Below are 26,281 nucleotides of genomic sequence, written 5' to 3'. Positions count from 1 at the left end.
ATGTCTACTATCTAATATAGACAAATTTTAAATACAATTGAGTTTATAAAAACCAAGTGGGCAATATAATGAACCAGGATCAATAGAATGGTTAATTAACGCTAAAATAGTCGACCATTTGCATATTTTTTATCCATATGCAAAAAATATCTCAACTCAGATACAAAAAACGCCAAACAGCTAGGCTATTCAGCGTTTTTTAAGAATTGGGAAAATGACTCGTTACACGGCGGTTTGCTTAATCTGCTCTACAATAGCTTTCAAGCCATTACCACGTGACGGGCTTAAATGGGAGACAAGCCCCAGCTGATCAAAATAAGCATCAATATCAAATGCTTGAATTTGATCGGCCGTTTTTCCGTCATAAGCCGCCATCACCAAGGCAATCAATCCACGGACGATACGCGCATCGGAGTCCGCACAAAAATGCCAAACGCCATCTTGCTCTTGGCTCACTAACCACACCAAGCTTTCACAACCCGAAACGGTAACTTGTTCTGATTTCAGCTCTTCTGGCATTTGTGGCAGCTTTTTACCCCACTGAATAACCTGACGGTAACGATCTTCCCAGCCTTTAAATTGCTGCATAGTCGCTACAATGTCTTCGCTGGTGATATCTGTACCAAATGGAGAAACGGGAAAATCTGTCATGATGCGCTCTTCTTCTAGTTTACTTCTTATATTTTGAAATCAACTTCTCAACGATTCGCGATACCGCGACAAAGCCAAACGTTGCAGTTACAACAGTCGCCGCACCAAAACCGCTAGCACAATCCATACGTTTTGGGCCTTCCGCTGTCGACTTCACACCACACACTGAACCGTCTGCTTGAGGATACTTCAGCTGCTCGGTTGAAAACACGCAATCAATACCAAACTTACGAGCCGGATTCTTAGGGAAGTTATGATGACGACGCAAAGTGTCTTTGATTTTCTTCGCTAGAGGATCTTGGATCGTTTTCGTTAAATCAGCGACCATGATCTGCGTTGGGTCAACCTGACCACCAGCGCCCCCCGTAGTGATCACTTTGATCTTGTTGCTGCGGCAATACGCCAACAAAGACGCCTTCGCTTTTACGCTGTCAATCGCATCTAGCACGTAATCAAACTCTTTGCTTAAGTACTCATGTTGATTGTCTGGCGTGATGAAATCATCAATCAGATTGACTTTACACTCTGGGTTGATCAATTTGACACGCTCGGCCATCACTTCAATTTTGCTTTGGCCAACGGTGCCCGTCATCGCATGAATTTGGCGGTTAATATTCGTGACACAAACATCATCCATATCAATCAGAGTCAACTCACCGATCCCCGTACGAGCCAGCGCTTCCACCGCCCATGAACCTACGCCACCAATACCAATCACACAAACGTGTGCAGCGCGAAGAATGTCTACTTCGCTGTTGCCATAAAGACGACGAGTGCCGCCAAAGCGTTGATTGTAGCTGTCAGATGCTGGGGTATCGAGTTCACGCATATTGAAGTCCAGATGATCGATAGAAAAACAAAGAGTGCGATTTATACGCACTCTTTGATGAAATGTCTAGATAAGAGGGGGTTCCTCTTTCTTGGATGGCTATTGTAGCTTTTCTGGCGGTAAAGCCCAAGGCGCTTGAGTTGGTGAGTTTTCCAGCCCAAGTTTCCACACTCGACCAAAATGCTTGTAATGCCCAGCTTCTGTCCCTGCTCTAGCACCAATGCCATGATACAGATCCAAATGGTTTTGTTTTACCGCACCACCTGTGTCCAACACGATCAGCATGCGCAGTTGGTGAGCACCGCTCCAAGTACCATCGGCATTCAACAACGGCACTTCCGCCAAGATTGGCGTGCCCATTGGTAAGATTGAACGATCGCCCGCGACAGCGGCCATTGGCAACAACGGAATACCAGCCGAGCCTGTTACAGGCGCTTCCGCTTTTGGTGCAAAGAAAACGTAAGAAGGATTTTGCTCCAACAACTCGCGCACTGTCGCATCGTCGTTGTCCATCACCCACTCTTTAATAGCTTTGAGGGACATTTTTTCACGCGGCACTTCACCACGTTCAATCAAAATGCGGCCAATGCTGACGTAAGCTTTGTTGTTTTTCCCTGCGTACGCAAAGTACTCCAACGTATCATCATCTTCAAAATGCACATAGCCACTGCCCTGCACTTCCATCATAAACGGGTCAATACGATTTGGCGCATAACCAAGCACTAAACCTTGACCATCTAATGCCCCGTTGTAGATCTCCGCGCGAGTCGGACAATCTGATGTGCAGTTCGGCTTACCGTAAACTGGGTACTTAAAAATGTCGTTTGGTGTATGACGAAGCTCCATCACGGGAGAAAAGTATCCGGTAAACAACACATTACCTTTTTTATCACCACCACCCAATTGCGCAGCTTGAATGCCAAACGCACTCAACGCGCTGGTGTCTCCGCTTTGCTGCGCCCACTCACTCAGTCTTTGGTAAAGTGGTTGGTAAATCTTCGCCATGGATGGTGACTTTATCACCACTTGCTCAGCTTGCTTGTTAAATTCAGTAAAATCGCGTGGTTTGTTAGACTCAACCACATCCACTTGATTGAGGATCTGAGGAAACTCACCATCAAGATATTGCTGAGCACGATCATTTTGTTGAGCACAGCCAAAGAGTAGGCTCAAAGAGATAATAGGAAGGAGTTTTTTTAACACGTGTCTTTTCCGTAAAAGAGAATAGCAAAAGGATGGCAAACAAATGCATACGGTGCAATTGAAAAGCAACGACAAAATGTTTCAACGCTAAGCCAATCCGTTTACTCGTTGTGAATTCATTCAGTTAATGCAACATGATAGCAGCGGAAGAATTACGGAATTGTCCGGATTATGTTTGAAAGTAAGATTTACTGATTGAGAGATGAAATTGTGATCATCCATGTGACTCACAGACGCAAGAGATCTCTGCTTAACAGACAAAGATAAAAACGACTATCTTACCGCAATCCTTGCACGCCCCTCTAAACGGAATACAGGTAGATAATGTGCATTGGCATTCAGCTTCATTTCTGCATGCTGCTTACCAACAAAATTGAAGTGCCGCTCATTTGAACCCACTCGATACGAAAACGAATCCCCATCGAATTCAAAACTGGTCGCCACTGTAGAACCATTTACGGTAACACCGCGCTCACTCAACACAAATTCTTCACGAGCATAAGGCGCAACATCTTGCTCAACCCAGCGACCATAAATTGTCGATTTGGGAATGGGCGGATTAATGGTTCGAGTAATCAAATCACTATACAGCATGCACACGACAACGGTTCCAACTATCGCTATAAGCATGAGAGAACGCTCTAGCCACTTACGAAGCATTGATTTAGATGACGTTTTTGACAGATTGGAAGCAGTGATCGCAGCATTCTTATTAACAGCAGAAGACATGAGGTTCACGTATTGAGGAAAGACGCACCCATTGTAACCTTCCCTTTTAACGGGACCAAGAACCTACCTCAATATGTTTGTGCTTTATTCCAAAATTTCGCCTTGCCACTCAATGAATAAAAAGGCATTATTTTAACATAATTAGACAAAAGGATGACTGTAGTGAAAATTCGTAGTACTGCTCTCGTAAAAGGATTCCGTCAATCAACACCTTATGTCAATGCTCACCGCGGAAAAACCATGGTGATCATGCTGGGCGGAGAAGCCGTCGCACACAAAAATTTTGGCAATATTATTAATGATATCGCACTCATGCACAGCCTCGGAATCAAAGTCGTGGTGGTGTATGGTGCACGTCCTCAAATTAATCAGCTGCTAGAAAAACAAGACCTCACTACGCCTTACCACAAAAATATCCGCATTACGGATGAATCGGCTTTATCTGTTGTTATGCAAGCTGCCGGACAACTTCAGCTTGCGATTACTGCGCGCCTATCAATGAGCCTCAACAATACTCCGATGGCAGGTACCCAGCTCAATGTCGTTAGCGGAAACTACATCATTGCCCAACCACTCGGCGTTGATGATGGTGTGGACTATTGCCATAGTGGACGTATTCGCCGCATTGACACCGACGCGATTAATCGCACTCTTGATCAAGGTTCAATTGTTCTGCTAGGTCCCATTGCTAGCTCTGTGACTGGCGAGTGCTTCAATTTATTATCGGAAGAAGTCGCCACCCAACTAGCGATAAAGCTGGGTGCGGATAAGCTGATTGGTTTTTGCTCCGAACAAGGTGTCATTGATGACAACGGCAATGCTGTCGCCGAGTTACTACCAATTGAGGCGGAGCATGTCATCAAAACGCTTTCTGAAAATACGTCTCCTGACCTAGATTACAACACTGGGACACTGCGCTTTCTTAAAGGCTCTATTGCCGCTTGCCGTGCCGGAGTACCTCGTAGCCACTTGATCAGTTATAAAGTAGATGGCGCCTTAATTCAGGAGTTGTTCTCTTTCGACGGTATCGGTACCCAAGTTGTTATGGCGAGTGCTGAACAAGTGAGGCAAGCTAATATTGACGATATTGGCGGTATCTTAGACCTCATTCGCCCTTTAGAAGAACAAGGTGTACTCGTTAGGCGCTCTCGAGAGCAGCTAGAGCAAGAGATAGGAAAATTTACCATCATCGAAAAAGACGGCTTGATTATTGGCTGTGCTGCCCTTTATCCATACCCAGAGGAACGTAAAGCTGAGATGGCTTGCGTAGCGATTCACCCTGACTATCGTGATGGAAACCGAGGTTTGTTACTGCTCAACTACATGAAACATCGTTCTAAATCCGAAACCATTGATCAGATTTTTGTCCTCACGACACACAGTTTGCATTGGTTTAGAGAGCAAGGTTTTTACGAAGTCAGTGTCGACTATTTGCCTGGAGCCAAACAAGGGTTATATAACTTCCAGCGTAAGTCCAAAATCTTAGCGTTAGATTTATAGCTTAACCTTAAATCAGGGAGCGAAACTTAACGTTCCACTATACCAACTAACCTCAAAGGGCAGGATTTAGTTCATTAACGCTCAACCCTGCACATCGAGCTTGTTTAGGAACGAGTTTGTTTAGGAGTAAGGCCACACATAACCCCTACTCCGGACTAGCGGGTCATCATGTAAACCCAACTTAGATATGCGCAAACCATTGCTTGATTTTTGTTCCAATTTTATCTTTTAAATATACATTTGGTTGGCTATACTCTGCTCGCTAGTGATTGGTTTTTAACCAATACGAATGGATCTAGGTGATGTAATGTAGCCTTCACCCTAAAATACTGGGCAATTGAAAAACTAGTTAGCTCCGTATTGCACACCAAGGACAGTTGTTAATCTGACTTTAAATAAGCCGAGACGAGCACTGTTATGAGAACAATCATTTGTAATTCGCTTCAAAGCTTCTGGGATATGGCTGACAATCAGTTTTTAGAAGGCCTAGACGTCCACTGTGTTTTCCCCGTAAATGACGCTATCCGAGATTTTATTCTTGCTTATCAACAGCAATACAAAATACGCAGCGTGTCTTTTACCAATGCGTTTGCAAAACATGCATAAAAGAAGACCGAGCCATAAGCTCGGTCTTCTTTTACGTACGTAATCAATTCAAAACAAAATCATAGCTAACAAAGATGCAAAAATAGTGACTACGATAAAGATTAAAATAGTCCAGTACACTAGCCCAATACTTATGAACCACTTTGGGCAAACTCTACGAATATCTGTTAGCTTTCTTTTTTTGGCCAACTTAGGAAATGCAACTGCGGCAACAAGAGCTAATCCATGTATTAAGGCCCCAAAGTGAAATCCAGAAACTAAAGCAAGCTCAATATCTGTATAGTGCTCACTAGTATACGCATAGTGCTTTACTTTTTGCGGCGTGATAACAATAAGCAAAATACCTACTATCAGGTACCAAAAAACTAACAAAGCACCTGCAACAAAAAATGTAATAAAAGAAACTTCTAATAACTGCAAACTTCACCGACCTTCTATTCCAGCTCTCAAGTAATAGACATCCAAACCACCATTGAGCCTAAAGTGATCATAGCTAGAAGCAATAAAACGCTTATAAATACGGCAAATTCCGATGAATAGACCGGAGCAAACTTGATGAATATCAGCAAAGCCCCTTCTCCTCGCTAAAGTTGGTAAAGCGACCGCCGCAACTAAGCCTACACCATGTACTAAAGCACCAAAGTGAAAACCCGAGACTAAAGCTAACTCTACTTCTGAATAATGTTTCGGATTAAAAGCAAACCGCTTCACCTTTAGTGGTATAAAAAATATAAAAATTGCTCCGATAATAACGAACCATAAAAACGTGCCTCCTCCGGCGATAAAGAAGGTTAGAAAAGACGAGTCGAGCAATCCCATATTCAGCTGCCTTTGATATGTGAATGAGAAAGGAGAAATATATCGCTAAGAAAGAGCCTTACTCAATAACAATCCATTTTGCATGAAAACGAAATGGCAAATATAAGACCCGCCACAAAGAACCATCTTCGAAAATGTCACAATCACAAGTAAAAATTAATTAGTAAGCCGCTTTACTAACCCACTCGCACGAGTCGTTTTCACCTTAATGCCTCGCTTCAGGACATTGAGTTCGGCATAAAGAGCTAAACGCTTTTTCGCGCGGGTAATGCCTGTGTAAATCAACTCACGGGTTAATATCGGGCTAAAGTCTGGTGGCAAAATCATCAGAGTGTAATCAAATTCACTGCCTTGCGATTTATGGATGGTCATAGCGTAAGCCGTTTCATGTTCAGGTACTCGGCTTGGCAAGACCGATTTCACACTGCCGTCAGGTAACTCAAAAAAGACTTTCAAACGCGGTTCTTCTTCACTGTCATCTCGCATGCAAATACCAATATCACCGTTATACAAACCTAAACCATGATCATTACGCGTAACCATGACGGGTCTGCCGTGATACCAAATTTCATCCTGAACTTGAATGAACTTGCGCGCCGCGAGCGCTTTCTCGATGCGTTGGTTTAGCCCAGCCACACCGAAGTCACCTTCACGGATCGCGCACAGCAATCGGCATTGGTTGAAGGTATCTAACACCGCTTTGGCTTTGTGCGTTAGCGACTCTAGCTCTCCGGTTTTAGGATCAGTTTCCTGTTGTCCAATGCGTTTGAGGTAACGACCGTATTCCTGCACCAACGTCTGCATCATTTGGTTGTAATGTTGACTACTTAGTGCGAAATGTTCGATATCGGAAAAGTCACGCGCCCAGACGTTATCTACGCTCGCAGCAGAACCTGAGTTAACCGCTTTTGCCAACTGACCAATGCCTGAGCGAGCGTCAAATCGGTAGCTCTTTTGCAGCATACATAAGCTATCGGCAATGCTGGAGGCACTGTTACCCGTATGGGCTAAAGTATCGAAGCCCGTCAGTTTTGCGATGGCTGACGCCTGCTCTTTGCCATAACCCAACGCATGGAACGAACAGATATCACCCAACACTGCCCCTGCTTCAACTGAGGCAAGTTGATCTTTATCACCTAGCAAAATCAGCCGCGCATGTTTCGGTAAGGCATCGACCACTTTGTACATCATTGGTAAATCAACCATCGACGCTTCGTCGATAACCAAAATATCCAAATGCAGTGGATTTTGCTTGTTGTGACGAAATTCTGCGCTATTAGGAATCGCGCCCAGCAACCTATGTAAGGTACTCGATTCAGTCGGAATTTTGGCTTTTAGCTCCGGAGAAACTGGCAGTTCTTGCACTGCTTTACCAATGGACTCGGTTAATCGCGCCGCCGCTTTCCCCGTTGGGGCCACCAGCTTGATGGTTAGATTTTTCTCGTGCGTCGCCTGTTCAATTAAAGCAGCAAGCAATTTGGTTACTGTCGTCGTTTTACCCGTACCTGGGCCACCAGAAATCACAGCAAATCGACGGGTTAACGCAACTGCCGCCGCGACTTTTTGCCAGTTCACGCAAGCCGAGAGTGGCACGAGTTCATCCAGTGTTTGTAAATCCTGAACCTTGCGCGCATTGCTAAGTACGGAATCAATGGCGTGCCAATCCAACGATTCGCTTGCGACCACATCAAGGTGGTCACACACCAGTTGCTGACGCAACACTTGGTTACTGTTTCCCGCTTCTACTGCTTTACCTAACGCGTTAAACAGAAAATGGTATTGGCGTGCAAACAAATGGTTGAGCAACTCGGATAATCGCGCAAACTCTTGTGGTTGCAAGTTAACTGCGGCGCCCAACTGATTGAGCTTTTCCGCCAGTGTCACTTCATAATGCCAATAGCGATGCAGATACAGACGCTCACCATCGAACATTAAAGGCAAGGCTTCTCCTTGCGCGCCGACCACGCTGGAATTTTGTAATACTTGAATCCAGTCTATGCCTTGCAACTGTGTGTTGAGCGCCAATGCCGACTCACCAAACAGCCCTAACTTACTGGCTAAATCCGCAGATTGCCCTTGTGCATCGAACAGAGACAGACAGATATGTCCTTTGCCGAGCTCACTACTGACAACACCAGCGATAAACGCCAATGCTTGGCTGTCCGACGATTCATCATGCGCTTGAGAATCAATAAAGCAGGCGAATTGGTAGTCGAGCTGACGAATAGCACCTTTGTGCGCCAAGCGTTCCAGCACTACCAATAGACTATCTTGGCCAGAATGAAGATTGCGATTTGTCGTCATTAAAGTAGCTCCATCTGCCCGGCTTGAGTTGAGCGCGTTTCAAGTGCTTGACCATCAATCAAACGATCCATCTCTTGTAAGAAGTCTAAGGTTGGTTTCGCGGCAAAAATGCCGTGGTCACTCTGCCCATCCATGCCGCGCAAGAACAAGTAATACACGCCACCGAAGTGCTGCTCATATTGATAATTCGCCAATCGGCTGCGTAGGAAACGATGCAGTGCTAACGCATAAATCTGGTACTGCAAATCGTAGCGGTGATCCGCCATCGCCGATTTCAGAGCCTCACCATGGTAGCTCGTCACATCGTCGCCAAGATGATTCGATTTCCAGTCAAGCACGTAGTATTTACCTTGATGTTCAAACACCAAGTCGATAAAACCTTTGAGCATGCCTTGCACGGTTTGGAAACCTAAATCCCCCGCTTTCGCCGACAACGGATCGTGACGTTGAATGACTCGGTTTAACGCCGGTGCAGACAAAACTTCAATCGGCAGCAAAAACTCCATCTCCACCAAACGTTGCGACGGTGCTTTTTGATTCAGCAGCAAAGATTTACCATCCAACGGCGTTGCGAGTACGGTATCAATCAATTGCTGTAAAATGGGCAACCACTCTTCATCGAGCTGTTCGCTTTCCATCAAGCCAAGGATGATTTGTGTATTCTCTTCCGTCGTGGCTGGCTGAGTAAATTCAATTTCCTCAAACAGGCTGTGCAGGAACGTACCCGGACGCGCACCACGAGGGAAGGTAAAAATCGAACGCTCTGGCTCCACCAAATCCGCTTCGTCTTGTTCTTCAGATGAGTCGATATCGAAACCTGTAATCTCAATCGTGGCATCATGCTCGGCGTGATGAGAGCCTTGCTTGACCAAGCCAGAGTAACTGGTGATGCGCCAGTTTCTGTCGATAGGGTTTTGCAGTTCTTTCGCACTAAGATCGTGTACTTCTTCTTGTGGCGCTACGTACTTCTCTTCGAGTTTCTGCGGCGGATCGGCCACGACGACACAATCAAGCTCGTCTTGTTGCTTTGTTAAACCTTGGTGCAAATCGTTAATGCCACCTTCTTGACCATTCTGAATCAAATAGCCAATCGCACTGCGGTGTACGCCAGTTGGCTCTTTGGTCGAACGACCATTGCGCAAAGGCGAGGCTCCAATAAAACACGCATACACAGCACGCGTTAGTGCCACGTATATCAAGCGTAAGTCTTCCGCCAAACGCTCTTTATCCGCTTGCTTCATGGACGCATCGTTGCCAGTGATATCCAGTACCGTGCGGTCATTGGCTGCATCGTAATATTTGGCTTCGCTGGCTTCTCGATAGCTGAACACAAACGGCAGAAATACGAGGTCATACTCCAAGCCTTTTGATTTGTGAATAGTTACGATCTGCACTAAGTTACGTTCCGATTCTAAACGTTGGATTTGGTCATCACTGCCACCCAAACCGTTTTCCGCATCACTGATAGACTGAGCGAGCCAACGCAGCAGACCGTGGTCGCTATCCAGTTCATTACTGGCTTGTTGAAGCAGTTCACCGATGTGCATTAAATCGGTAAGTACTCGCTCACCATTCTCACCCTGTGAACTCGCACCTTCTTCTAGTAATCGCTCGGCAATATGGCGTTTGCTGATCACCGCGCGCAACATCGGCAGCACACCACGCTGAACCCAAAATTTGCGATATTCTTTGAATTCGTTTACGACATTTTCCCACACTACTTCATCGTTATTAAGCGCATCCAAACTTGCTGCATCGAGGGCAAATAGCTCAGAGGCAAGACTTGCACGCAGCGCACGATCATTTTCTGGAGTCAGCACCGCTTGCAGCAAACGCTGTAAATCCTGCGCCACTGAACTGGTAAACACACTGTCTCGGTTAGACAGGTACACGCTGGCAATGCCTTGATCAGCCAACGCTTGTTTGATCATGCGACCTTCGCTACCTGTTCGAACCAACACCGCAATATCGCCCGCTTGAACCGCTTTCTGTTTTTCGCCATTCACCAGACACGCTTGCCCCTGTTGAGCCTGCGTCAAAATAGTTTGGATTTGGCTTGCGGTCGCCTCTGCCATTCGAGTCAAATACTCGCCTTTTGGTAGCGGTTTATCGTCCGCTTCTTGCAACCAATAAGTCAGCGCCGGTTGCTTTTGGCCACCCATAGTCCAAATGCGTTTTTCGGCATTGGGACTGTACCTAACGGGTAAGAACGGAATATCCGAATCATAGATAAATGGACTGTCTGGCAAAGCAAATACTTGGTTTACCGCCTGCACCATATCTGCGCTAGAACGCCAGTTGGTTCCTAACGTGTAGTGGGCACTTACTTGGTTACGCGCTTTGATATAAGTGAAAATGTCTGCGCCACGAAAGCCATAAATCGCCTGCTTGGGGTCCCCGATCATAAACAAACCACATTCCGGGTTGTTCAGATAAATACGGCTGAAAATACTGTATTGAAGCGGGTCGGTATCTTGGAATTCGTCAATCATTGCGACGGGATACAAAGTACGAATACGCGCCGCTAAAAGCTCGCTTTCGTCCGTATCGATAGAAGCAGAAAGTTGCGTTAGCAAATCATCGAAAGAGAGCCACTGTTTTTGATTTTTCGCGTTAGCCAGCATCACTCGACAATGTTCAATTGCATGAGCAAGCAGTGGCGCTTTTAAGCTGATTGGGTTGGCAAGAAATGTTTCAATGACTTCAAATACTGCATGCTGCGGCGCACTGCCTTTCGGTGTTTTTTCCAACAAGACGTTTTGCGCGAATTTCTCCAGCTTGTCTGGATAATCGTAACCTGTAGTTTCCGTTGCCGCCCAAGCGTTTACCGCCTCCAACCACGTCGGCAGAGACTTTTTGGTATAGCTACGTTTGTTAATATCTGAATCTGAAATTAGCGTTAAGAAGTCATCTTGGCTTTCTCGCCACTGTGCTTTTAATCCATCAATTTTTTTCAGATTTTCAGTATGAAGATCAGCCAAACTGCCTTTCATTGCTGGAACAGAAAGGCTTAACGGCGCACCGGTTAAGTAATTGCTGATGTCAGACAACAACGCAGATGGAGAGCCCCATAGCTGGCGGATTTCTCCCGCCAAAGTAAATGGCAATGGGTAGAAATTGCGGCGCCAGTAATCGGCTACAACTTGCGCTTTTAGGTGACTTTCATCGGTCACAAACTCGTTATTAAATCGGCTGCCAGATTCAAACGCATTTTGCGTTAGCATACGTTGGCAAAAACCGTGAATGGTGTAGACTGCCGCCTCGTCCATCTGACGCTCTGCCTGCAATAAAATTTCTGCGGCTTGCTTGTGATCGTCAAACTCATTAAGCAAAGGTTGGATCACCGGATCGGAACTCTGTCCACGCGCAAACGCGATTCGCGCATCATGGATTCTTGCCCTGATACGATCGCGTAATTCCGCAGTTGCCGCTTCGGTAAAGGTTACGACCAGAATTTGGTCGACCGTAAGCGGTACGCGATGTCGAGTTTCCGCGCTGCCGTGACCAAGCAAAAGACGCAGATATAAACCTGCAATAGTGAAGGTTTTGCCTGTACCTGCTGATGCCTCGATTAACCTCGCACCGTGCAGAGGAAATGTCATCGGTTCTAGTGGCGTTGGTTGAGGCTGCTCTGTGCGGTCTAACGTATGTAGAGGGCACTCTGCACCTGACATTTGATCCATAACGCTGAATCTCTCCGGATTATTTACTAGGACGTATCACCTAATAAATGTGATCTATAGTTAAAAATTCTATTAATAAGTTTAACAAGTTGGATAATTTAGAGCTTTGTGAGATCTTTCTCACGGTTATCCATAAGACGTACCGTTAGTATGCGCCCCACGAGATAAGCCAAACCCTTTTGGCGGCACAACTCAAATGAATTAAACAAAAGTATCATGGTCCCTCTGACCTTGTGGCCGTACAGCGAACGCCCTACAAAAAATAATGATTTTCTGGCGGCCACCCTACTCTTCCTTCTCTTTATCCAGCTGTCTTTATTACGCTTTTACATCATCAGCGTCTTGAACCGCTAAGCGCGCACCTTGCAGTACTAATGCTGTCAGCAAACGAACTTCTGAGGCCAACTCATCATTCCAAGCAGGCCAAATTCGAGAGATGTACGCATTACTGCCTTCGCCCGGGCTCATGAAGCCATCATTGAATGCGTCAGCCATTTTCTTCAAAGATTTCTCTTCGTCATCTACCCACTGACCGCGGCTAAAGCCCGCTTCAACACAAGCCAACGCCGTTTTCGGGAAATAAGGCAAAGGCTTAGTCATGCCTTCGAAAAATAAGCGAACTAATTCAGTCAGTAGCTGTTTGGCATACTGCGCATCGGCAATTTCTGGGTAGATCAAATGCAGTGCGCCTTCTTTACGATCGTAACCAATGATGTGGGTTTTCTTAGCATGACCCGACGCCGACATGGCAAGGTGATCGACCCACGCTGCAAGGTAATCCTGCGATCGAATCTTACCGCTTCGGTAGCGAATCAAACCGGATTGGTAGCATTGAGTCAGCCAACCTGTTAGGCGAACGTTTTTCTCTTCACCTTCATTTCGCTCAAACAAGGAATCAAACGTCAGGTCGATTTCCAAATCGTCTTGAGGCGCACCAGATAAAAACGCCAGTTTATCCACCAGCTCTTCCGCCTGAACTCGGTTAGTTTCAAATTCGATATCACCAAACGCCCCCACCGGCAGTTTGCCTTGCGCGCGCTGTTGACTCATAAAGTGTTTAAGTACCTCTGTTTTTTTCTCTGGCTGCATCAATGTCGTTTCAAGCAAGGTTTCTAACAGCTCATCACGCATTTGATAGCTCTCCAAACCACCTAAAACAAAGGGTTCGTCGTCTTCCATCACCGGTAGCGGCGGTTCAAAGATTACTTTTAAACGACGATTGAAAAAATACTGCACAGGTAAGCGCCAGAAACGTTGCAACTCGACTAAGTCGAGCTCAAGTGGGAACGTCGCTCCTAACAGATAGTCGTCTAATGCCCGATTAAAATCACGACGAACATAGCCTTGCGATTGACTACTTTGAGTCAATGCCGCTGGAATCCACTCTTTCGCGTAGCTGGCGTGCATGCCTTGGAACGCCCTTGGGCTAAACGGCACTATGGCGTGGGTATTCACCAACGCATTTAATAAGTTGTCGCCAGACTCATCAACGGGCAACGCTTCATCACCACTTAAACAATAGTTTTGGTGACAGTATTCCATCAGCTCAGAAACCAGAACCGAAGGCACTCGCTCGGTGTTGTCTTGGATTGAACGGCCAACATAACTGATGTAGAGCGTTTGCTGTGCAGACAACATCGCTTCGAGGAATAGGTAACGGTCATCATCTCGGCGCGAACGGTCGCCCGGCTTGGTTCTTCCCGTCATCAAGTCAAAGCCTTCTGGTGGCATGGAGCGTGGGTACACGCCGTCATTCATCCCCAGTAGACAAACGGTTCTAAACGGAATAGAGCGCATCGGCATCAGGGTACAAAAGTTCACTTGACCAGCAAGGAAGCGCTGGCTGACTCGTGTGCCAGATAATTTGTTTTGAAGGTATTGGCTGATGATCGACGGCGATAACGCATCATCAAATGCGGCATCAGCTAATTGCTCTTTGAGTTGGCTGAGCGTATCGCGAATGGATTTGAGCGCCATTTCGCCTTCTAACTCAACCGAGAAGAAGTCATCCAGCAGTGAAACCAAAGTCTCTCGCCAACCATCGATAGTTTGAACATGAGAAAGTTTGCTTCGATAAGTGCTAATTTGTTGGATAAAGTGTGCCAACTTGCCCGCCAGCTCTGCGCCCATGCCTTGCACTTCGTTGTACGGAGACAAACTGCCTTGCTCGGTTTCAAACAAGCCTGCGGATTCTGGCATCGCGTAGCCAAGCAACATGCGTTGAATACCAAATTGCCATGTGTTTTGACGGGTTTCCGGCAGTTCAAATTCGCGTCCGGTATTGGCGTCCAACCCCCAGCGAATTCCCGATTCCTCAACCCATTGTTTAGCTTGTAAGAAATCACCTTCGCTGAGTTCAAAACGCTTTAATATCGCCGGAGTTTCCAGAAGTTCGAGTAGTTCTGATGCCAAACAGCGCGTATTGGGTAAGTTCACCAACTGCATAAATGCGGCCAGAATTGGGCTCTCTTGATCGGCGGTTCGGTCAGAAATCGAATATGGAATAAAACGCTCACCCGGCGCGTTACCAAAGACCGCCTGAATCGCAGGGCTGTAAGCGTTGATGTCCGCGACCATCACGATAATATCGCGCGGTTTTAACGTTGGGTCAGCATCGAACATCGCCAACAGTTGATCATGCAGCACTTCCACTTCACGCATCGGGCTGTGACAAGCGTGTAGGCTCAGTGATTTATCACCCAAGCTAACCACTTGTTTGTGATGACTGTTTTCAATCTGTTGGTCATCTTGATGTTCTTCAAGATTGAGAATATCCGCTTGCAATTGATGGAGCAGACTGTCGCGCTCAACATCAACAAAGGCTTCAATTTCATGAGATTCCAGCTGAGACAACAGATACATATTGTCGCGCCCGAGTTTACCCATGGATGCCAACAGACTGTTTCCGACCACATCGGTGTGCAGCTCATCGATCACATTATCTTCCAGTGATCCTTTCAGTTGCTCAGTTTCACCTTGCACTTCCGAGTGATCGTCCTGCCACACAACGTGCTGACGATGTTTCGCCGCCAAACGAGCCAGATATTTGCGATCTCGAACTTCACCCCAGTAATAACGACACGGGTTGGTGAACATCAGATGCACGTCGATGTGTTCACCAATTGCTTTTAGCGCATCCATATAGCGAGGCGGCAACGAAGAAATGCCAAAAACAAACAAACGCTTGGGTAAATGGTCAAAATTGCCGTTAAAACTCTCTAACGTGTCGATAAAGTGCTCATAAAGGTTGGCACGGTGATATGGAGACTGTCCTAATGACACAGTGTGATCATACAACGCTTGCCATAAGATCGGCTGCCACGGATGCTCATCTTCCAGCTCTGGCACACTCTGCCCTGCTTCCCAACTTGCGATCCACTCCGGACGATACACCAAGTAACCATCGAAAATATCGGCAATTTTCTCAGCCAGTTGATACAGCTTAGAGTGATCACTGTCATCTTTGAGGTACTGCGCTAACGGCGAAAACACGTCTTGGTTGAGAAGCCCCGGCAGCAGATGCATCAACTTCCAAGTCATCGCTTCTTTGTTAAACGCACTGCGTTTTGGCACGTCTGGCAACACCTGCGTAAACATTTCCCAAATGAAGGTAGCAGGAAGCGGAAAATCAATGTTCGCGGCAACACCAAACTCTTTGGCCAATTCCATTTTTAGCCACTGGGACATGCCCGGACTTTGAACCAGAATTTGTTCTTTTTCGAACGGGTTTTCCAGCGGACTGATTCGAATCAGTTCGACAAGGAGTGATTTAAGAACGTCAACTTGGTTGGAGTGATAAACAGTAAACAAATTGGGAATACCGAGCGCCGATTGAAACTGTTAGCTAGCTTAGCACAGCCCCATTTAAACCCGCAGTGATCTCGCGTTCGGAAAAAACAAAAGGTTATATATCACTCAAATAGAGTATGAATCTTCTGAATTTTCACATGTCAATCAAGTCTGACACCTCCATACAAAATGTGACATTCGTCGCAACTATTCCATAATAAAAAACACTGTTTTATACTCCCTCTACCCATAATTTATAAACAAACAAAAAGTATGTTTCGCAAACTGTCTTCCAACAGCGCTTGGCTGATTGCTTTTTTTGCTTGCTTTGCAGTGTACCTGTCGATCGCTTGTTATCCTTTTGTGTTGTCTAACAATCAGAATGAACCGCTAACCTTGTTGCAAGGTTACTATTTGGTTTCGACTCAATATGGCTGGCTGGGCTTGATCGCTCTTCCATTTATGTTGTTGAGTTTATTGCTCTCTTTTCTACCGACTCGAGTATTCAAAGGCATCGTGATCGCTATCGCGATCTGTCTATTGATCATGTTTAAAGTCGATATCCTCGTTTTTCAGCAATACAAACTTCACATCAACGCTCTATTAATCCGTATGTTTTTCGAAGGTGGCGGTGATGTCTTCGATATTTCTTGGATGAGTTGGCTTATCTTCGTCAGTGAAGTTGCCGTTCTGGTGATCGGGCTCGCCTGTACCGTTTGGGTAAGTAATAAACTGGCACAAAGCCGAGCTAAGTTCGTTTTGATCAGCGTTTGGTTTGCTGTATTGCTTAGCACGCAGATGATTCATGCGTACAAAAACGCACTTTACGACGATGAAGTCAGTCAGTTTTCGAATAACTGGCCACTTTACTACCCGCTGACGGCTCGTAAATTTATTTACAAACACGACCTAGTGGATGAGAACATTGCATCGAAGAACCGCGTAGAGTTAACCAACATTGAACGTAGCTCACTCAACTACCCGCTTGCGCCGATTCAAGTGCAAAGCAAAGAGAAACAGCCCAATGTCTTGTTTATCTTGGTTGATGCGTGGCGCTACAGTGATGCGACGCCGGAAGTCATGCCAAATGTCAGCAAGTTCGCCGAAAAAACAGTGAATTTCACACAACATATGAGCGGCGGCAACTCAACTCAAGCGGGTATTTTCAGCCTGTTTTACAGCTTGCCAGCGACCTACTGGGAAAGCTTTTACGCAAGTCAACGCTCTCCTGTTTTTATGGATACGCTGCAAGCAGAAGGCTACCGCATGGGCATTTTTGGCTCGGCACCGCTCACCAGCCCGCCACTTTCTCGCACGGTATTCAAAAAAGTGTCGGACTTGACCCTGAAACAAACTGGGGAAACAGCAGTCGAGCGCGATCAGCAGATAACAGACAAGTTCATCGAGTTCCAAAAGCAGGATAGCGACAAGCCGTACTTTGGTTTTCTGTTCTACGATGCCGCCCACGGCACAGTATTTCCCGAACCTGAATTTGCGAAATTCAAACCATACTGGGAACGCGTTGACCACATTTTGCTCAACAACGATTTTGACGCTTCGCTTTACCATAATCGATACAAAAACTCGTTGTACTACATCGATAGCTTGATTGGTGATGTGCTGAAAAACGTCGACTTAGACAACACCATTGTGGTGATTTCATCAGATCATGGTGAAGAGTTTAACGACCATAAGATGAACTATTGGGGCCACACGGGTAACTACAGTGACGTTCAAGTACATGTGCCTCTTTACGTGTACATGCCAAATCGTCAGCCAGAGCAAGTTGATTACCGCACGACCCATTTTGACGTCGTGCCAACCATGATGAATACGCTGTTTGACGTTCAAGGCACAACGAGTTCATACAGTGTTGGTCATAACTTGTTTGATAGCTCTGCCTCTCGCGATTGGTATATTGCAGGCAGCTACTACAACTATGCATTGGTCGGCAAAGAACTGATGCTTGTGGTCAACCCTGGCGGGCACTCTCAGCAACTGAATCGTCAGTTAAAAGTCGAGAAAGAACAGAAAGTTCCTGTCGATATCATTCGTCATTCTCTGGATGAGATGTCGCGATTTTACAAAAAAGGCTAGCGTCCAACATCGACGCCGATTGAAATAAAAAAGCCTCTTGGTTGTAAGACCAAGAGGCTTTTTCCTATCTGTTATTTAAGCGTGATGAGCGTGCATCAAGCGTGGCTGAATCAACAAGTTGTTGATGTATTGTAAGGCCACATAAGAGACAACAAATGTTGCCACAATCAACTCAAGACCAGCTAAGCCTCGTACTTGTTGAACATAGTGCGCAGCCAATCCTTGCAACTCCATCCAATTCGCCATTTTAAACAGCGCCGTCGCACCAATCACCATCGGGAAGGTAAACGCTGCATAGCCTGGGCTAAATGGCAGTCTAAGCAATTTAAAGAATGCGAGGTAAATGATGGCTGTCATCAATACCGCGATACCAAATAGCATAGCGATGATCACTGGTGAAGGTGTTGCCGTTACGGTTAAGTACCCAGCCAACGATAGGCTTGCTGGTGCCGCCATGATTGCCATTGTTGGTTTCGCTGCATCTGGAATTTCATGAGTGAACATGAAACGGTAGATCATCATTGGCAACATCACCGCGTAAGCCACCATACCGAAGATCAACGCACCGTGTGCAATAGGTGCAAGCACTGGGTTACCTGAGAAAGACACGTCTGCAACGATAATACCCACTGGTGGTACGAACCAGCTTGGCACCATGTGGTGTAGTTCAAAATCTTTGGCGCGATGGTAAACAAAGCTCACCAAGAACACGATGTGCAAAACCACCGCAATCAGCCAAAGCGCATCGCCAGCTAATGGGTAAAAATGGCCGAGAGAGTTCGATACCACCATAGTGCCCATCGCAAATGTCGGAACCACGCTGCCCACAACCGGATGAGCAAGATCTTGTCTCAATAGATGATTATGTAGCAAAAACTTGGTTGCCAATATAGCCAATAATACGCTCGCGATACCCGCACTAATCCACTGTCCGTAGCCATGTAATTCGGCGAAGTTCTCCCAACTCCAGCCCAAGCTTGCAATACCAAGAGCCAAACCCGCCATTGGAGTTGGCGCTCCCATTACTTTTGCTTTTGTTCTTTGAATCATGATGACCTCAACCAGACTCACTCTTGATGGGACGTATAATACGCTTGCACTTCGTTCCGATATATCTAATTATTTAAAACAAACGTTCAGAATTACTTAACGGTGGGGTATGGCAAGTCACATTTCTCTTAAACAACTGAAAGTGTTTACGACGATCACGCAGCACAAAACGCTCACAGCAGCTTCTGATAGTCTCTTTTTATCGAAAGCCGCAGTGAGCATGGCACTCTCAGAATTAGAAAAACAGATCGGCCATCACTTGTTTGATCGTGTTAATAACCGACTGATTTTGAACCAAGAAGGTCAAAAACTGCTACCACTGGCGGATGAGTTACTCAACCGAGCCAAAGACATCGAGAGCATTTTCGATGGTGACCAAGCGCTATCGGGCCAACTTCGCATTGGTGCCAGCGACACCATTGGCAACCAAGTCGCGCCCTATTTGCTTAGCGAATTTCGTCAGCAAACGAACCATCGTTCTCAAAGCCTGTTCATTTCTAACTCCGCACAAATCTGCGACATGCTGACCGATTACGAGTTAGACATAGCCCTCATTGAAGGCAAAACACTTCACCCTGAATTGCAGTCCACCCAGTTTAGCGAAGATGAAATGTGCGTGATTTGCGCGCCCGATTCCCCAGCCGCGCACGAAGGGCCAGTAAACTTAACCGAGCTAGAAAACAGTGAATGGATATTGCGAGAGGCAGGATCTGGTTCACGCGAATTTTTTATGCGCGTTGTCGCGCCGCGCTTGGAACATTGGCATGAAGCTTTTCAGCTCAATACCACCGAAGCGCTGATCAACTCAGTATCGGCAGGGTTAGGCTTAGGTTGCTTGTCACGTTTGTCTGCAGAACCTGCTATTCGTGACGGCCGCGTAAAACTGCTCGACATGCCTTTAGATATGAAACGTCGCTTCTGGTTACTGGTTCATAAAGAGAAATATCAAAGCCCATTGCTCAGAACGTTTATCGAATTTTGCCAAGATTGGGAGCGACCAACAAACCTTCCTTTGGCGGACAAATCCGCAAAGTGAAACCAAGATAGTTTAAATGCTAGTCAGTTAGTTGTACGTGTCTCTCATTCTGAGGCTTGTCGCTAGACTTGATTGGTCAAAAACTGTATAAAAAGCCAGTATCAATACACCAAATTAGGGGACCAACCATGGCTGTAATCGTCAAGTACGTGGTAGAACGCAATGGAGAAGAGAAAATGACTTTTACCTCTAAAGCGGAAGCTGACGCATACGACAAAATGCTGGATATGGCAGACGAGTTATTCTCACTGCTGGGTAAAAGTGAACTTCTAGAAGACGAAGGTAAGCAAGAAGATCTTGCAATGTTCCTTGCGCAAAACAAAGAAGAAGTGCTTTACGCTCTTGGTGCAAAACGTAAACCTGCACCAAAAAAAGCAAAGAAGCTTGAAGCTGTTGAAGAAGATAGCGACCAAGAAGACGCTGCATAAGCCTCTCATTTGTTTAGAAAAAACGTCGCATTATGCGGCGTTTTTTTATTCCTGAAGTTAAACACTCTCTACTTCATAAAAACTAACCCCGGTAAACTCGTTTTTAGTCACTAGATTTAAAAAGCTATTGTCGGTATTTGAAGTATAGATGCTTATTGGAGAACCACTTAATTTGAAGAGCCTCGGGGTTGAAACTTTAGCACGATCAATAACAAAACGCTTATATGGTCTAGTTCTATGAACTCTGCCATTTGGCTTGTAGTTTATCTCGCACAGTTCAGTATGTAATGCATCCAATTTAGAAGTCACATTAAGTGCATACCAAATGGAGTTATCCACATTTACAGGTAGGAATTCACAACAATCTCCGAGCGTATCTTTGAACAAGCTAGCAATATCATGGCGAACTACGTACGTACAGCTACCCCAGGCAGCAATCATTGGTTTTATTAAGTCATCGGAATCATCATGCCGGAGCCAATCAAGTGTCAATGGTTGCCAAGTTGATATTTTTGAAGCTCCATCGAATATTGGTAAAACTTCATTATTCACGTCGTCTAAACCCAATAGGCTCGTGTGCTCTAGATATAAATATTTATCCACATCTGGCTGAATACCAAATACCTTAGTAAAAGTTTGTTTTTTAAACTGCAATTTCATTCGCCCTTATTTTTCTGGTTATTGGAAACATGCCCATTTTCAAGTCGTCTCCAATATCCTCTAAAACCTCAACGATATCTTCTCTATCTGCATCCTGAGCAATCGTATTTTCAAGTAAATGTTCAACGTTCAAATAGTAAAATGAAGTATGGATACAGGAGTGAGAATAAGCTTCAACCATTTGCGAATGGGGCACATGTTTATTCCATCTTGGTAAAAATACACCATTTTCCGCACTATCTATATCGATTCGAAATGCTGATAGCCTCATTCTGGACTTTGCAGCTCTAATGTCTTTCCATGATACAATATGATGAGCAGCTACATTCTTAGGACGACATTGCCCTGTTTTTTTAAGGATGTTTTTGGCCAAGCGATAACTATGGGCCTTATTATGCTCCCACCTTATATGTTGATTAAGTAAAAGATCATCTTTGGATATCACCCCTCTCTTATACTTAATAGAATCTATCACTGAACCTGCATAAAATATTTGAAATTGCGAAGCTTGCTTGGAAGCGAATAACTTATCACCAGTCACATTAAACAAATCTCTTTCCAGCTCAGACGTTGTAACCGTAACGACTTTTTTACCCATACTGATCTCATTGAAAATGCTTAAAAACGTAGATCAACCTTAATATGAATCAATATGAATATAAAGAATTATTTATCTCAAAACCGAGCCGCCTCAAGCTTGCGCCAAATTTATTTGAACTTATACGACACCTTGTTCTAAACAATTAAAAACATACCTCTGTATCTCGAAAGAACTCGCCAGAATAGGAAAACGCCCTTTCTTTCTAGAGCCGAGACAAGAAACTGCCTTCTATCGTTTCAGCAAAACTCCCCCAATAGACCACCTCGTAGCCACATTTCTCATCAGACAAACATATCTCTAAAAAGACAAAAGGTATCCATCTACGGACTTTCTCCATTTCCCCTCTTTAAACTCCCCAACACTCTCTTTATGATGACTGACAACTTAATTATTTCTTGTCAGTGAACAGACGAGACACAAGACTCAACACATGGAGATCAACTATGGCTTTCTTCTCTCTAGCCTTTGGTACGGCAACTAAAAACCGCGACGGCAAAATCATCGAAGCGTTTTTCCCAAACCCAGTTCTTAACCCAAGCGAAGCGCTTGTTAACGCACTAGCAGCAGTAGCAGGTTACGAGCAAGGCAACCAAGCTATCGAGATCTCTGCAGCACAAAGCGCAGAACTGGCAGCAGCATTTGAAGCAAACGGCGATGCGGCAAACGCATCTTTCGCAGCAAAAGCAGCAGAATCAGCACAACCACTTGTACTGGTTATCCTTGCAACTGACGAACAACCACAAAGCGTTGCTGAAGGCTTCCTAAAGCTTCAACTTATCTCTAACCGCCTAGTTCAACCACACGGCACGGTACTAGACGGCATCTTCGGTCTACTGCACAACATCGCATGGACTAACGAAGGTCCAATCGATCTACCTGAACTAGCAGAGCGTCAAATCGAAGCTCGCCTAGCGGGTCGTGCACTAAGCGTAGATTGCGTAGACAAGTTCCCTAAAATGGTGGACTACGTGGTACCAACTGGCGTTCGTATCGCTGATACTTCTCGCGTACGTCTTGGCGCACACGTTGGCGAAGGCACAACAGTAATGCACGAAGGCTTCATCAACTTCAACGCGGGTACAACAGGCGTAAGCATGGTTGAAGGTCGTATCTCTGCTGGCGTAGTGGTTGGTAACGGCTCTGACATCGGCGGCGGCGCATCTATCATGGGTACGCTATCTGGCGGCGGTAAAGTTGTGGTTTCTATCGGTGAAAACTCGCTACTAGGCGCGAACGCAGGTCTTGGTTTCCCAATGGGTGACCGTTGTACTATCGAATCAGGTCTGTACGTAACTGCTGGTTCTAAAGTACGCATGCTAGATTCTGACGGTCAAGAAGTCGAAGTGGTGAAAGCACGCGATCTTGCTGGAGTTTCTGACCTACTGTTCCGTCGTAACTCTGTAACAGGTCAAATCGAATGTCTTGCTAACAAGAGCGCGGTTGAACTGAACAGCGAACTGCATAAAAACAACTAATAAATAGTTAAGAAAAATCCCCCAGCAGGAAACTGTTGGGGGATTTTTTAGCTTAAAGAAAAATGCGTGATTACTGATTTAAAAAGCTGACCGCTTTATCTGGGAAATCAGTAAACAAACCATCCACTTTTACTTGGTTGTAGTACACATCCATCATGCCTTCAAAGCTGTCAGTGTACGCTGGAATGCGTCCTGGATCGGCGCGGAACGTGTATGGATGCACTTGCAAGCCAGCGTCTTTTGCAGCCTTCATCAACGGCTTGATGATGATATTGTCTTTGGTTGACTTATCATCCACCAGCATCGGCTTCCAAGGTCCAATTCCTTCCGCGTAACTCGCTACTTTCTTCATTCCGTCGGCTTCGAACATCCAGTCATAACTGTATGGTGTTGCCTTGTCGCCTTTGTACACCATAGTTTCGTTCCAGTCCGTGTAAGCCATAAGCTGAACGAGCTTTAAGTCCATGTCCATTGCAGGCATGAGTTCACTGTTGATGCGTTGAAGTTCATTCGCGTCAAAACACTGAAGGTAGACTTTGTCGTCTTGAGAGCCGTAACCGTACTGCTTCAAGACTTTAAGTACTGCTTTAGAAATGTCCTTACCTTCATGACGATGGAACCAAGGCGCTTTAATTTCTGGGTAAATACCGATGTCATAACCCAGCGTTTTGTTTAAGCCTTGGATCAGCTCAATCTCTTCAGCAAACGTCGGCACGGTGAAATCAGATTTCCACATAGGGAATCGGGTTGGATAGCCCGCTACTTTGTTGCCTTTGTCATCGATATTAAAGCCTTCAGTTACTCGCAAGGATTTGATTTCCGCCAGAGTGAAATCAATCGCATAATAACGACCATCTTTACGTGCACGATCAGGAAAACGCTCCGCAACATCCGTTACGCGATCGAGATAATGGTCATGCAACACGACCAACTGGTCATCTTTCGTCATTACCACATCTTGCTCTATGTAGTCAGGTTTCATTGCGTAAGCAAGTGCTTTGGCTTCTAGCGTGTGCTCAGGCAAGTAGCCCGATGCGCCACGGTGCGCAATGACAAGCGGCTTCGCAATCGCACCAGCAGAGAGGCTAAGTGCTAAAAAAGTAAGACATACTGACTTTGTTTTCATTGTTATTTCCTTGATAAAGCGAAGAGGCAGTATTCCACTGCCTCTTTAAACAAATATTACGCTAGCGCTTCCTTCTCGCGCTCTTTTTGCTCGTGGTGCGCACGCTCACCTAAGAAGGCGTACATCAAACACACGATAGAAGTAATACAAGAACCCACTAAGATGATAAAGCCACCATCCCAGCCAAAGTGGTCTACGGTGTAGCCCAAAATCGCGTTTGCGGCAACTGCCCCACCCAGGTATCCAAACAAACCAGTAAGACCAGCGGCAGTACCTGCGGCTTTCTTCGGAGCGAGTTCAAGTGCGTACAAACCGATCAGCATAACCGGACCATAGATTAGGAAACCAATTGCAATAAGCGCCATCATATCTACTGTTGGGTTGCCCGCAGGGTTAAACCAATAAACCATCACTGCAACTGTCACTAGCACCATAAATAAGATACCAGCAGGTGCACGACGACCTTTGAACAATTTGTCAGAGATCCAGCCACACAATAGTGTTCCGGGAATGCCAGCCCATTCGTATAAGAAATAAGCCCATGACGATTTATCTACCGAGAAATCCTTCGCTTCTTTTAGGTAAACAGGTGCCCAGTCCAGTACGCCGTAACGAATTAGGTAAACAAATGCGTTTGCAATTGCAATCGACCAAAGAAGTTTGTTGTTGAAGACGTATTTGAAGAAGATTTCCTTCGCTGTCATTTCTTGTTCATGGGACTTGTCATAGTCATCTGGGTAATCGTCTTTGTATTCTTCAATAGGAGGCAGACCACAAGACTGAGGGGTATCGCGAACCGTCATCCAAACAAACACAGCAACCAACGTGGCGAAAAATGCAGGAACATAAAATGCAGTGCGCCAATCATCGTTAAATGCCCATAGGCCAAGAATAAATAGTGGACCAATCAAACCGCCACCCACGTTGTGCGCCACGTTCCAAACCGAAACGATCTCACCACGCTCTTTACGTGACCACCAGTGCACCATGGTTCGGCCACAAGCAGGCCACCCCATCCCTTGGAACCAACCGTTCAAGAAAAGCAAAATGAACATCGCAGTGACGCTACCAGTCGCCCATGGCATAAAGCCAAAGCAAAACATCACTAATGCAGACATCAATAGGCCGCCACTAAGGAAATAGCGAGGGTTGGAGCGGTCTGAAACGCTGCCCATTAGAAACTTAGAGAGACCATATGCAATGGAAACAGCTGCCAAGGCGACACCTAAGTCTCCGCGGCTAAAGCCTTGCTCGATAAGATAAGGCATCGCCAAACTGAAGTTTTTACGAACTAGATAGTAACCGGCGTAGCCAACAAAGATACCGATAAAGAGTTGCCAACGGAGGCGAGAGTAGGTGCTATCGATGCTGCCAGGGGACAGACGATCAATGTGCGCCTTAGGTTTGAATATTCCAAACATAGGAACCTCATTATTTTGTATGCGATGGTAAAAACACAAAAGGAGCGAACGAAACAAAATAAATCTTCGTTCGAAAGTTCATGAATTGTATGGAGTTAGGATTTTATTTCTGTGACAAATGTTGCACATGGATTAAATATAAGTAAATACAGTAAATTATATGAGCATTAATTAGATCATCGTTCAACTTTACTCAAGATTCGTTAATATGAAACTGATATTCAAACCTCTCACTTGAGCATTCCAATTCGAAACCTTTGAAACAAAGGCTCGA

20 protein-coding genes are annotated in these 26,281 nt (G+C 45.5%); 6 read left to right on the top strand and 14 right to left on the bottom strand.

The features are described 5' to 3' along the window. Window positions 1-222: 222 nt before the first annotated feature. The 4 genes from csdE to R8O70_RS11440 form a co-directional block, all read right to left on the bottom strand. Complete coding sequence (gene csdE / locus R8O70_RS11455; RefSeq protein ID WP_053809816.1) at window positions 223-651, bottom strand: cysteine desulfurase sulfur acceptor subunit CsdE; 429 nt, start codon at window positions 649-651, stop codon at window positions 223-225. A 19-nt stretch (window positions 652-670) separates the two neighbouring features. Further along, window positions 671-1,480: a tRNA cyclic N6-threonylcarbamoyladenosine(37) synthase TcdA gene (gene tcdA / locus R8O70_RS11450; protein WP_005380241.1), complete on the bottom strand. Its 810-nt coding sequence runs from the start codon at window positions 1,478-1,480 to the stop codon at window positions 671-673. A gap of 99 nt (window positions 1,481-1,579) precedes the next feature. Beyond that, the gene (mltA, locus tag R8O70_RS11445) at window positions 1,580-2,683 is read right to left on the bottom strand and encodes a murein transglycosylase A (protein WP_258624912.1); all 1,104 of its coding nucleotides are present in this window, start codon (window positions 2,681-2,683) and stop codon (window positions 1,580-1,582) included. 273 nt (window positions 2,684-2,956) lie between these two features. After that, complete coding sequence (locus R8O70_RS11440; RefSeq protein ID WP_250654377.1) at window positions 2,957-3,412, bottom strand: DUF2850 domain-containing protein; 456 nt, start codon at window positions 3,410-3,412, stop codon at window positions 2,957-2,959. A gap of 162 nt (window positions 3,413-3,574) precedes the next feature. Here R8O70_RS11440 and argA point away from each other — a divergent pair, with 162 nt between their 5' ends. Further along, window positions 3,575-4,912 carry an amino-acid N-acetyltransferase gene (argA, locus tag R8O70_RS11435; RefSeq protein WP_012841478.1) on the top strand — a complete coding sequence of 446 codons (1,338 nt, stop codon included), beginning with the start codon at window positions 3,575-3,577 and terminating at the stop codon, window positions 4,910-4,912. Between the two features lie 417 nt (window positions 4,913-5,329). Next, window positions 5,330-5,518, top strand: coding sequence for a hypothetical protein (locus tag R8O70_RS11430; protein ID WP_005380230.1), 189 nt, complete (start codon window positions 5,330-5,332; stop codon window positions 5,516-5,518). Between the two features lie 48 nt (window positions 5,519-5,566). Here the strand turns inward: R8O70_RS11430 and R8O70_RS11425 are convergent, their stop codons facing one another. The 5 genes from R8O70_RS11425 to recC all read right to left on the bottom strand — a co-directional run bounded on the left by R8O70_RS11425 (window position 5,567) and on the right by recC (window position 16,134). Then, on the bottom strand, window positions 5,567-5,938 hold the full coding sequence (locus tag R8O70_RS11425) for a hypothetical protein (protein ID WP_031780957.1): 372 nt from the start codon (window positions 5,936-5,938) through the stop codon (window positions 5,567-5,569). 3 nt (window positions 5,939-5,941) lie between these two features. After that, window positions 5,942-6,337, bottom strand: a complete 396-nt coding sequence (locus tag R8O70_RS11420; protein ID WP_238966866.1) for a hypothetical protein — start codon at window positions 6,335-6,337, stop codon at window positions 5,942-5,944. A gap of 156 nt (window positions 6,338-6,493) precedes the next feature. Then, window positions 6,494-8,641 carry an exodeoxyribonuclease V subunit alpha gene (gene recD, locus R8O70_RS11415; RefSeq protein WP_213912248.1) on the bottom strand — a complete coding sequence of 716 codons (2,148 nt, stop codon included), beginning with the start codon at window positions 8,639-8,641 and terminating at the stop codon, window positions 6,494-6,496. After that, window positions 8,641-12,315, bottom strand: a complete 3,675-nt coding sequence (recB, locus tag R8O70_RS11410; protein ID WP_085569852.1) for an exodeoxyribonuclease V subunit beta — start codon at window positions 12,313-12,315, stop codon at window positions 8,641-8,643. The genes recD and recB overlap by 1 nt, the downstream gene beginning before the upstream one ends. Window positions 12,316-12,642: 327 nt before the next feature. Further along, window positions 12,643-16,134: an exodeoxyribonuclease V subunit gamma gene (gene recC / locus R8O70_RS11405; RefSeq protein ID WP_318184187.1), complete on the bottom strand. Its 3,492-nt coding sequence runs from the start codon at window positions 16,132-16,134 to the stop codon at window positions 12,643-12,645. A 252-nt stretch (window positions 16,135-16,386) separates the two neighbouring features. On the opposite strand from recC, the gene R8O70_RS11400 reads away from it, so the two are divergent. Beyond that, on the top strand, window positions 16,387-18,210 hold the full coding sequence (locus tag R8O70_RS11400) for a DUF3413 domain-containing protein (protein ID WP_085569833.1): 1,824 nt from the start codon (window positions 16,387-16,389) through the stop codon (window positions 18,208-18,210). 75 nt (window positions 18,211-18,285) lie between these two features. Here the strand turns inward: R8O70_RS11400 and R8O70_RS11395 are convergent, their stop codons facing one another. Next, window positions 18,286-19,260 (bottom strand): TDT family transporter, encoded by a 975-nt coding sequence (locus R8O70_RS11395; protein WP_085569832.1) that lies wholly within the window; start codon window positions 19,258-19,260, stop codon window positions 18,286-18,288. A 109-nt stretch (window positions 19,261-19,369) separates the two neighbouring features. Here R8O70_RS11395 and R8O70_RS11390 point away from each other — a divergent pair, with 109 nt between their 5' ends. Together R8O70_RS11390 and R8O70_RS11385 are read left to right on the top strand one after the other, a co-directional pair. Next, window positions 19,370-20,296, top strand: a complete 927-nt coding sequence (locus tag R8O70_RS11390) for a LysR substrate-binding domain-containing protein (protein ID WP_085569831.1) — start codon at window positions 19,370-19,372, stop codon at window positions 20,294-20,296. Between the two features lie 128 nt (window positions 20,297-20,424). Beyond that, the gene (locus R8O70_RS11385; RefSeq protein WP_054700491.1) at window positions 20,425-20,724 is read left to right on the top strand and encodes a YebG family protein; all 300 of its coding nucleotides are present in this window, start codon (window positions 20,425-20,427) and stop codon (window positions 20,722-20,724) included. A gap of 57 nt (window positions 20,725-20,781) precedes the next feature. Here R8O70_RS11385 and R8O70_RS11380 read toward each other — a convergent pair whose 3' ends face one another. Together R8O70_RS11380 and R8O70_RS11375 are read right to left on the bottom strand one after the other, a co-directional pair. After that, a complete protein-coding gene (locus R8O70_RS11380) occupies window positions 20,782-21,384 on the bottom strand; it encodes a hypothetical protein (RefSeq protein WP_064354255.1) in 603 nt (200 codons plus the stop codon). Further along, on the bottom strand, window positions 21,368-21,982 hold the full coding sequence (locus R8O70_RS11375; RefSeq protein ID WP_033905557.1) for an AHH domain-containing protein: 615 nt from the start codon (window positions 21,980-21,982) through the stop codon (window positions 21,368-21,370). Before R8O70_RS11375 ends, R8O70_RS11380 begins: the two co-directional genes overlap by 17 nt. Window positions 21,983-22,428: 446 nt before the next feature. On the opposite strand from R8O70_RS11375, the gene dapD reads away from it, so the two are divergent. Beyond that, entirely contained in the window at window positions 22,429-23,460 is a 1,032-nt protein-coding gene (gene dapD / locus R8O70_RS11370) for a 2,3,4,5-tetrahydropyridine-2,6-dicarboxylate N-succinyltransferase (RefSeq protein WP_025768219.1), read from the top strand. Window positions 23,461-23,530: 70 nt separating this feature from the next. Here the strand turns inward: dapD and glpQ are convergent, their stop codons facing one another. Both glpQ and glpT read right to left on the bottom strand, forming a co-directional pair. After that, window positions 23,531-24,586 (bottom strand): glycerophosphodiester phosphodiesterase, encoded by a 1,056-nt coding sequence (gene glpQ, locus R8O70_RS11365; RefSeq protein ID WP_025768218.1) that lies wholly within the window; start codon window positions 24,584-24,586, stop codon window positions 23,531-23,533. A gap of 56 nt (window positions 24,587-24,642) precedes the next feature. Beyond that, window positions 24,643-26,007, bottom strand: a complete 1,365-nt coding sequence (gene glpT, locus R8O70_RS11360) for a glycerol-3-phosphate transporter (RefSeq protein ID WP_005380199.1) — start codon at window positions 26,005-26,007, stop codon at window positions 24,643-24,645. Window positions 26,008-26,281 lie beyond the last annotated feature (274 nt).

This window comes from Vibrio sp. 779(2023), from assembly GCF_033344285.1.
In the GTDB taxonomy this organism is placed as follows: Bacteria; Pseudomonadota; Gammaproteobacteria; order Enterobacterales; family Vibrionaceae; genus Vibrio; species Vibrio alginolyticus.
Note: the sequence above shows the minus strand (reverse complement) of the source record. Positions and strands in the feature narration are given on the sequence as shown.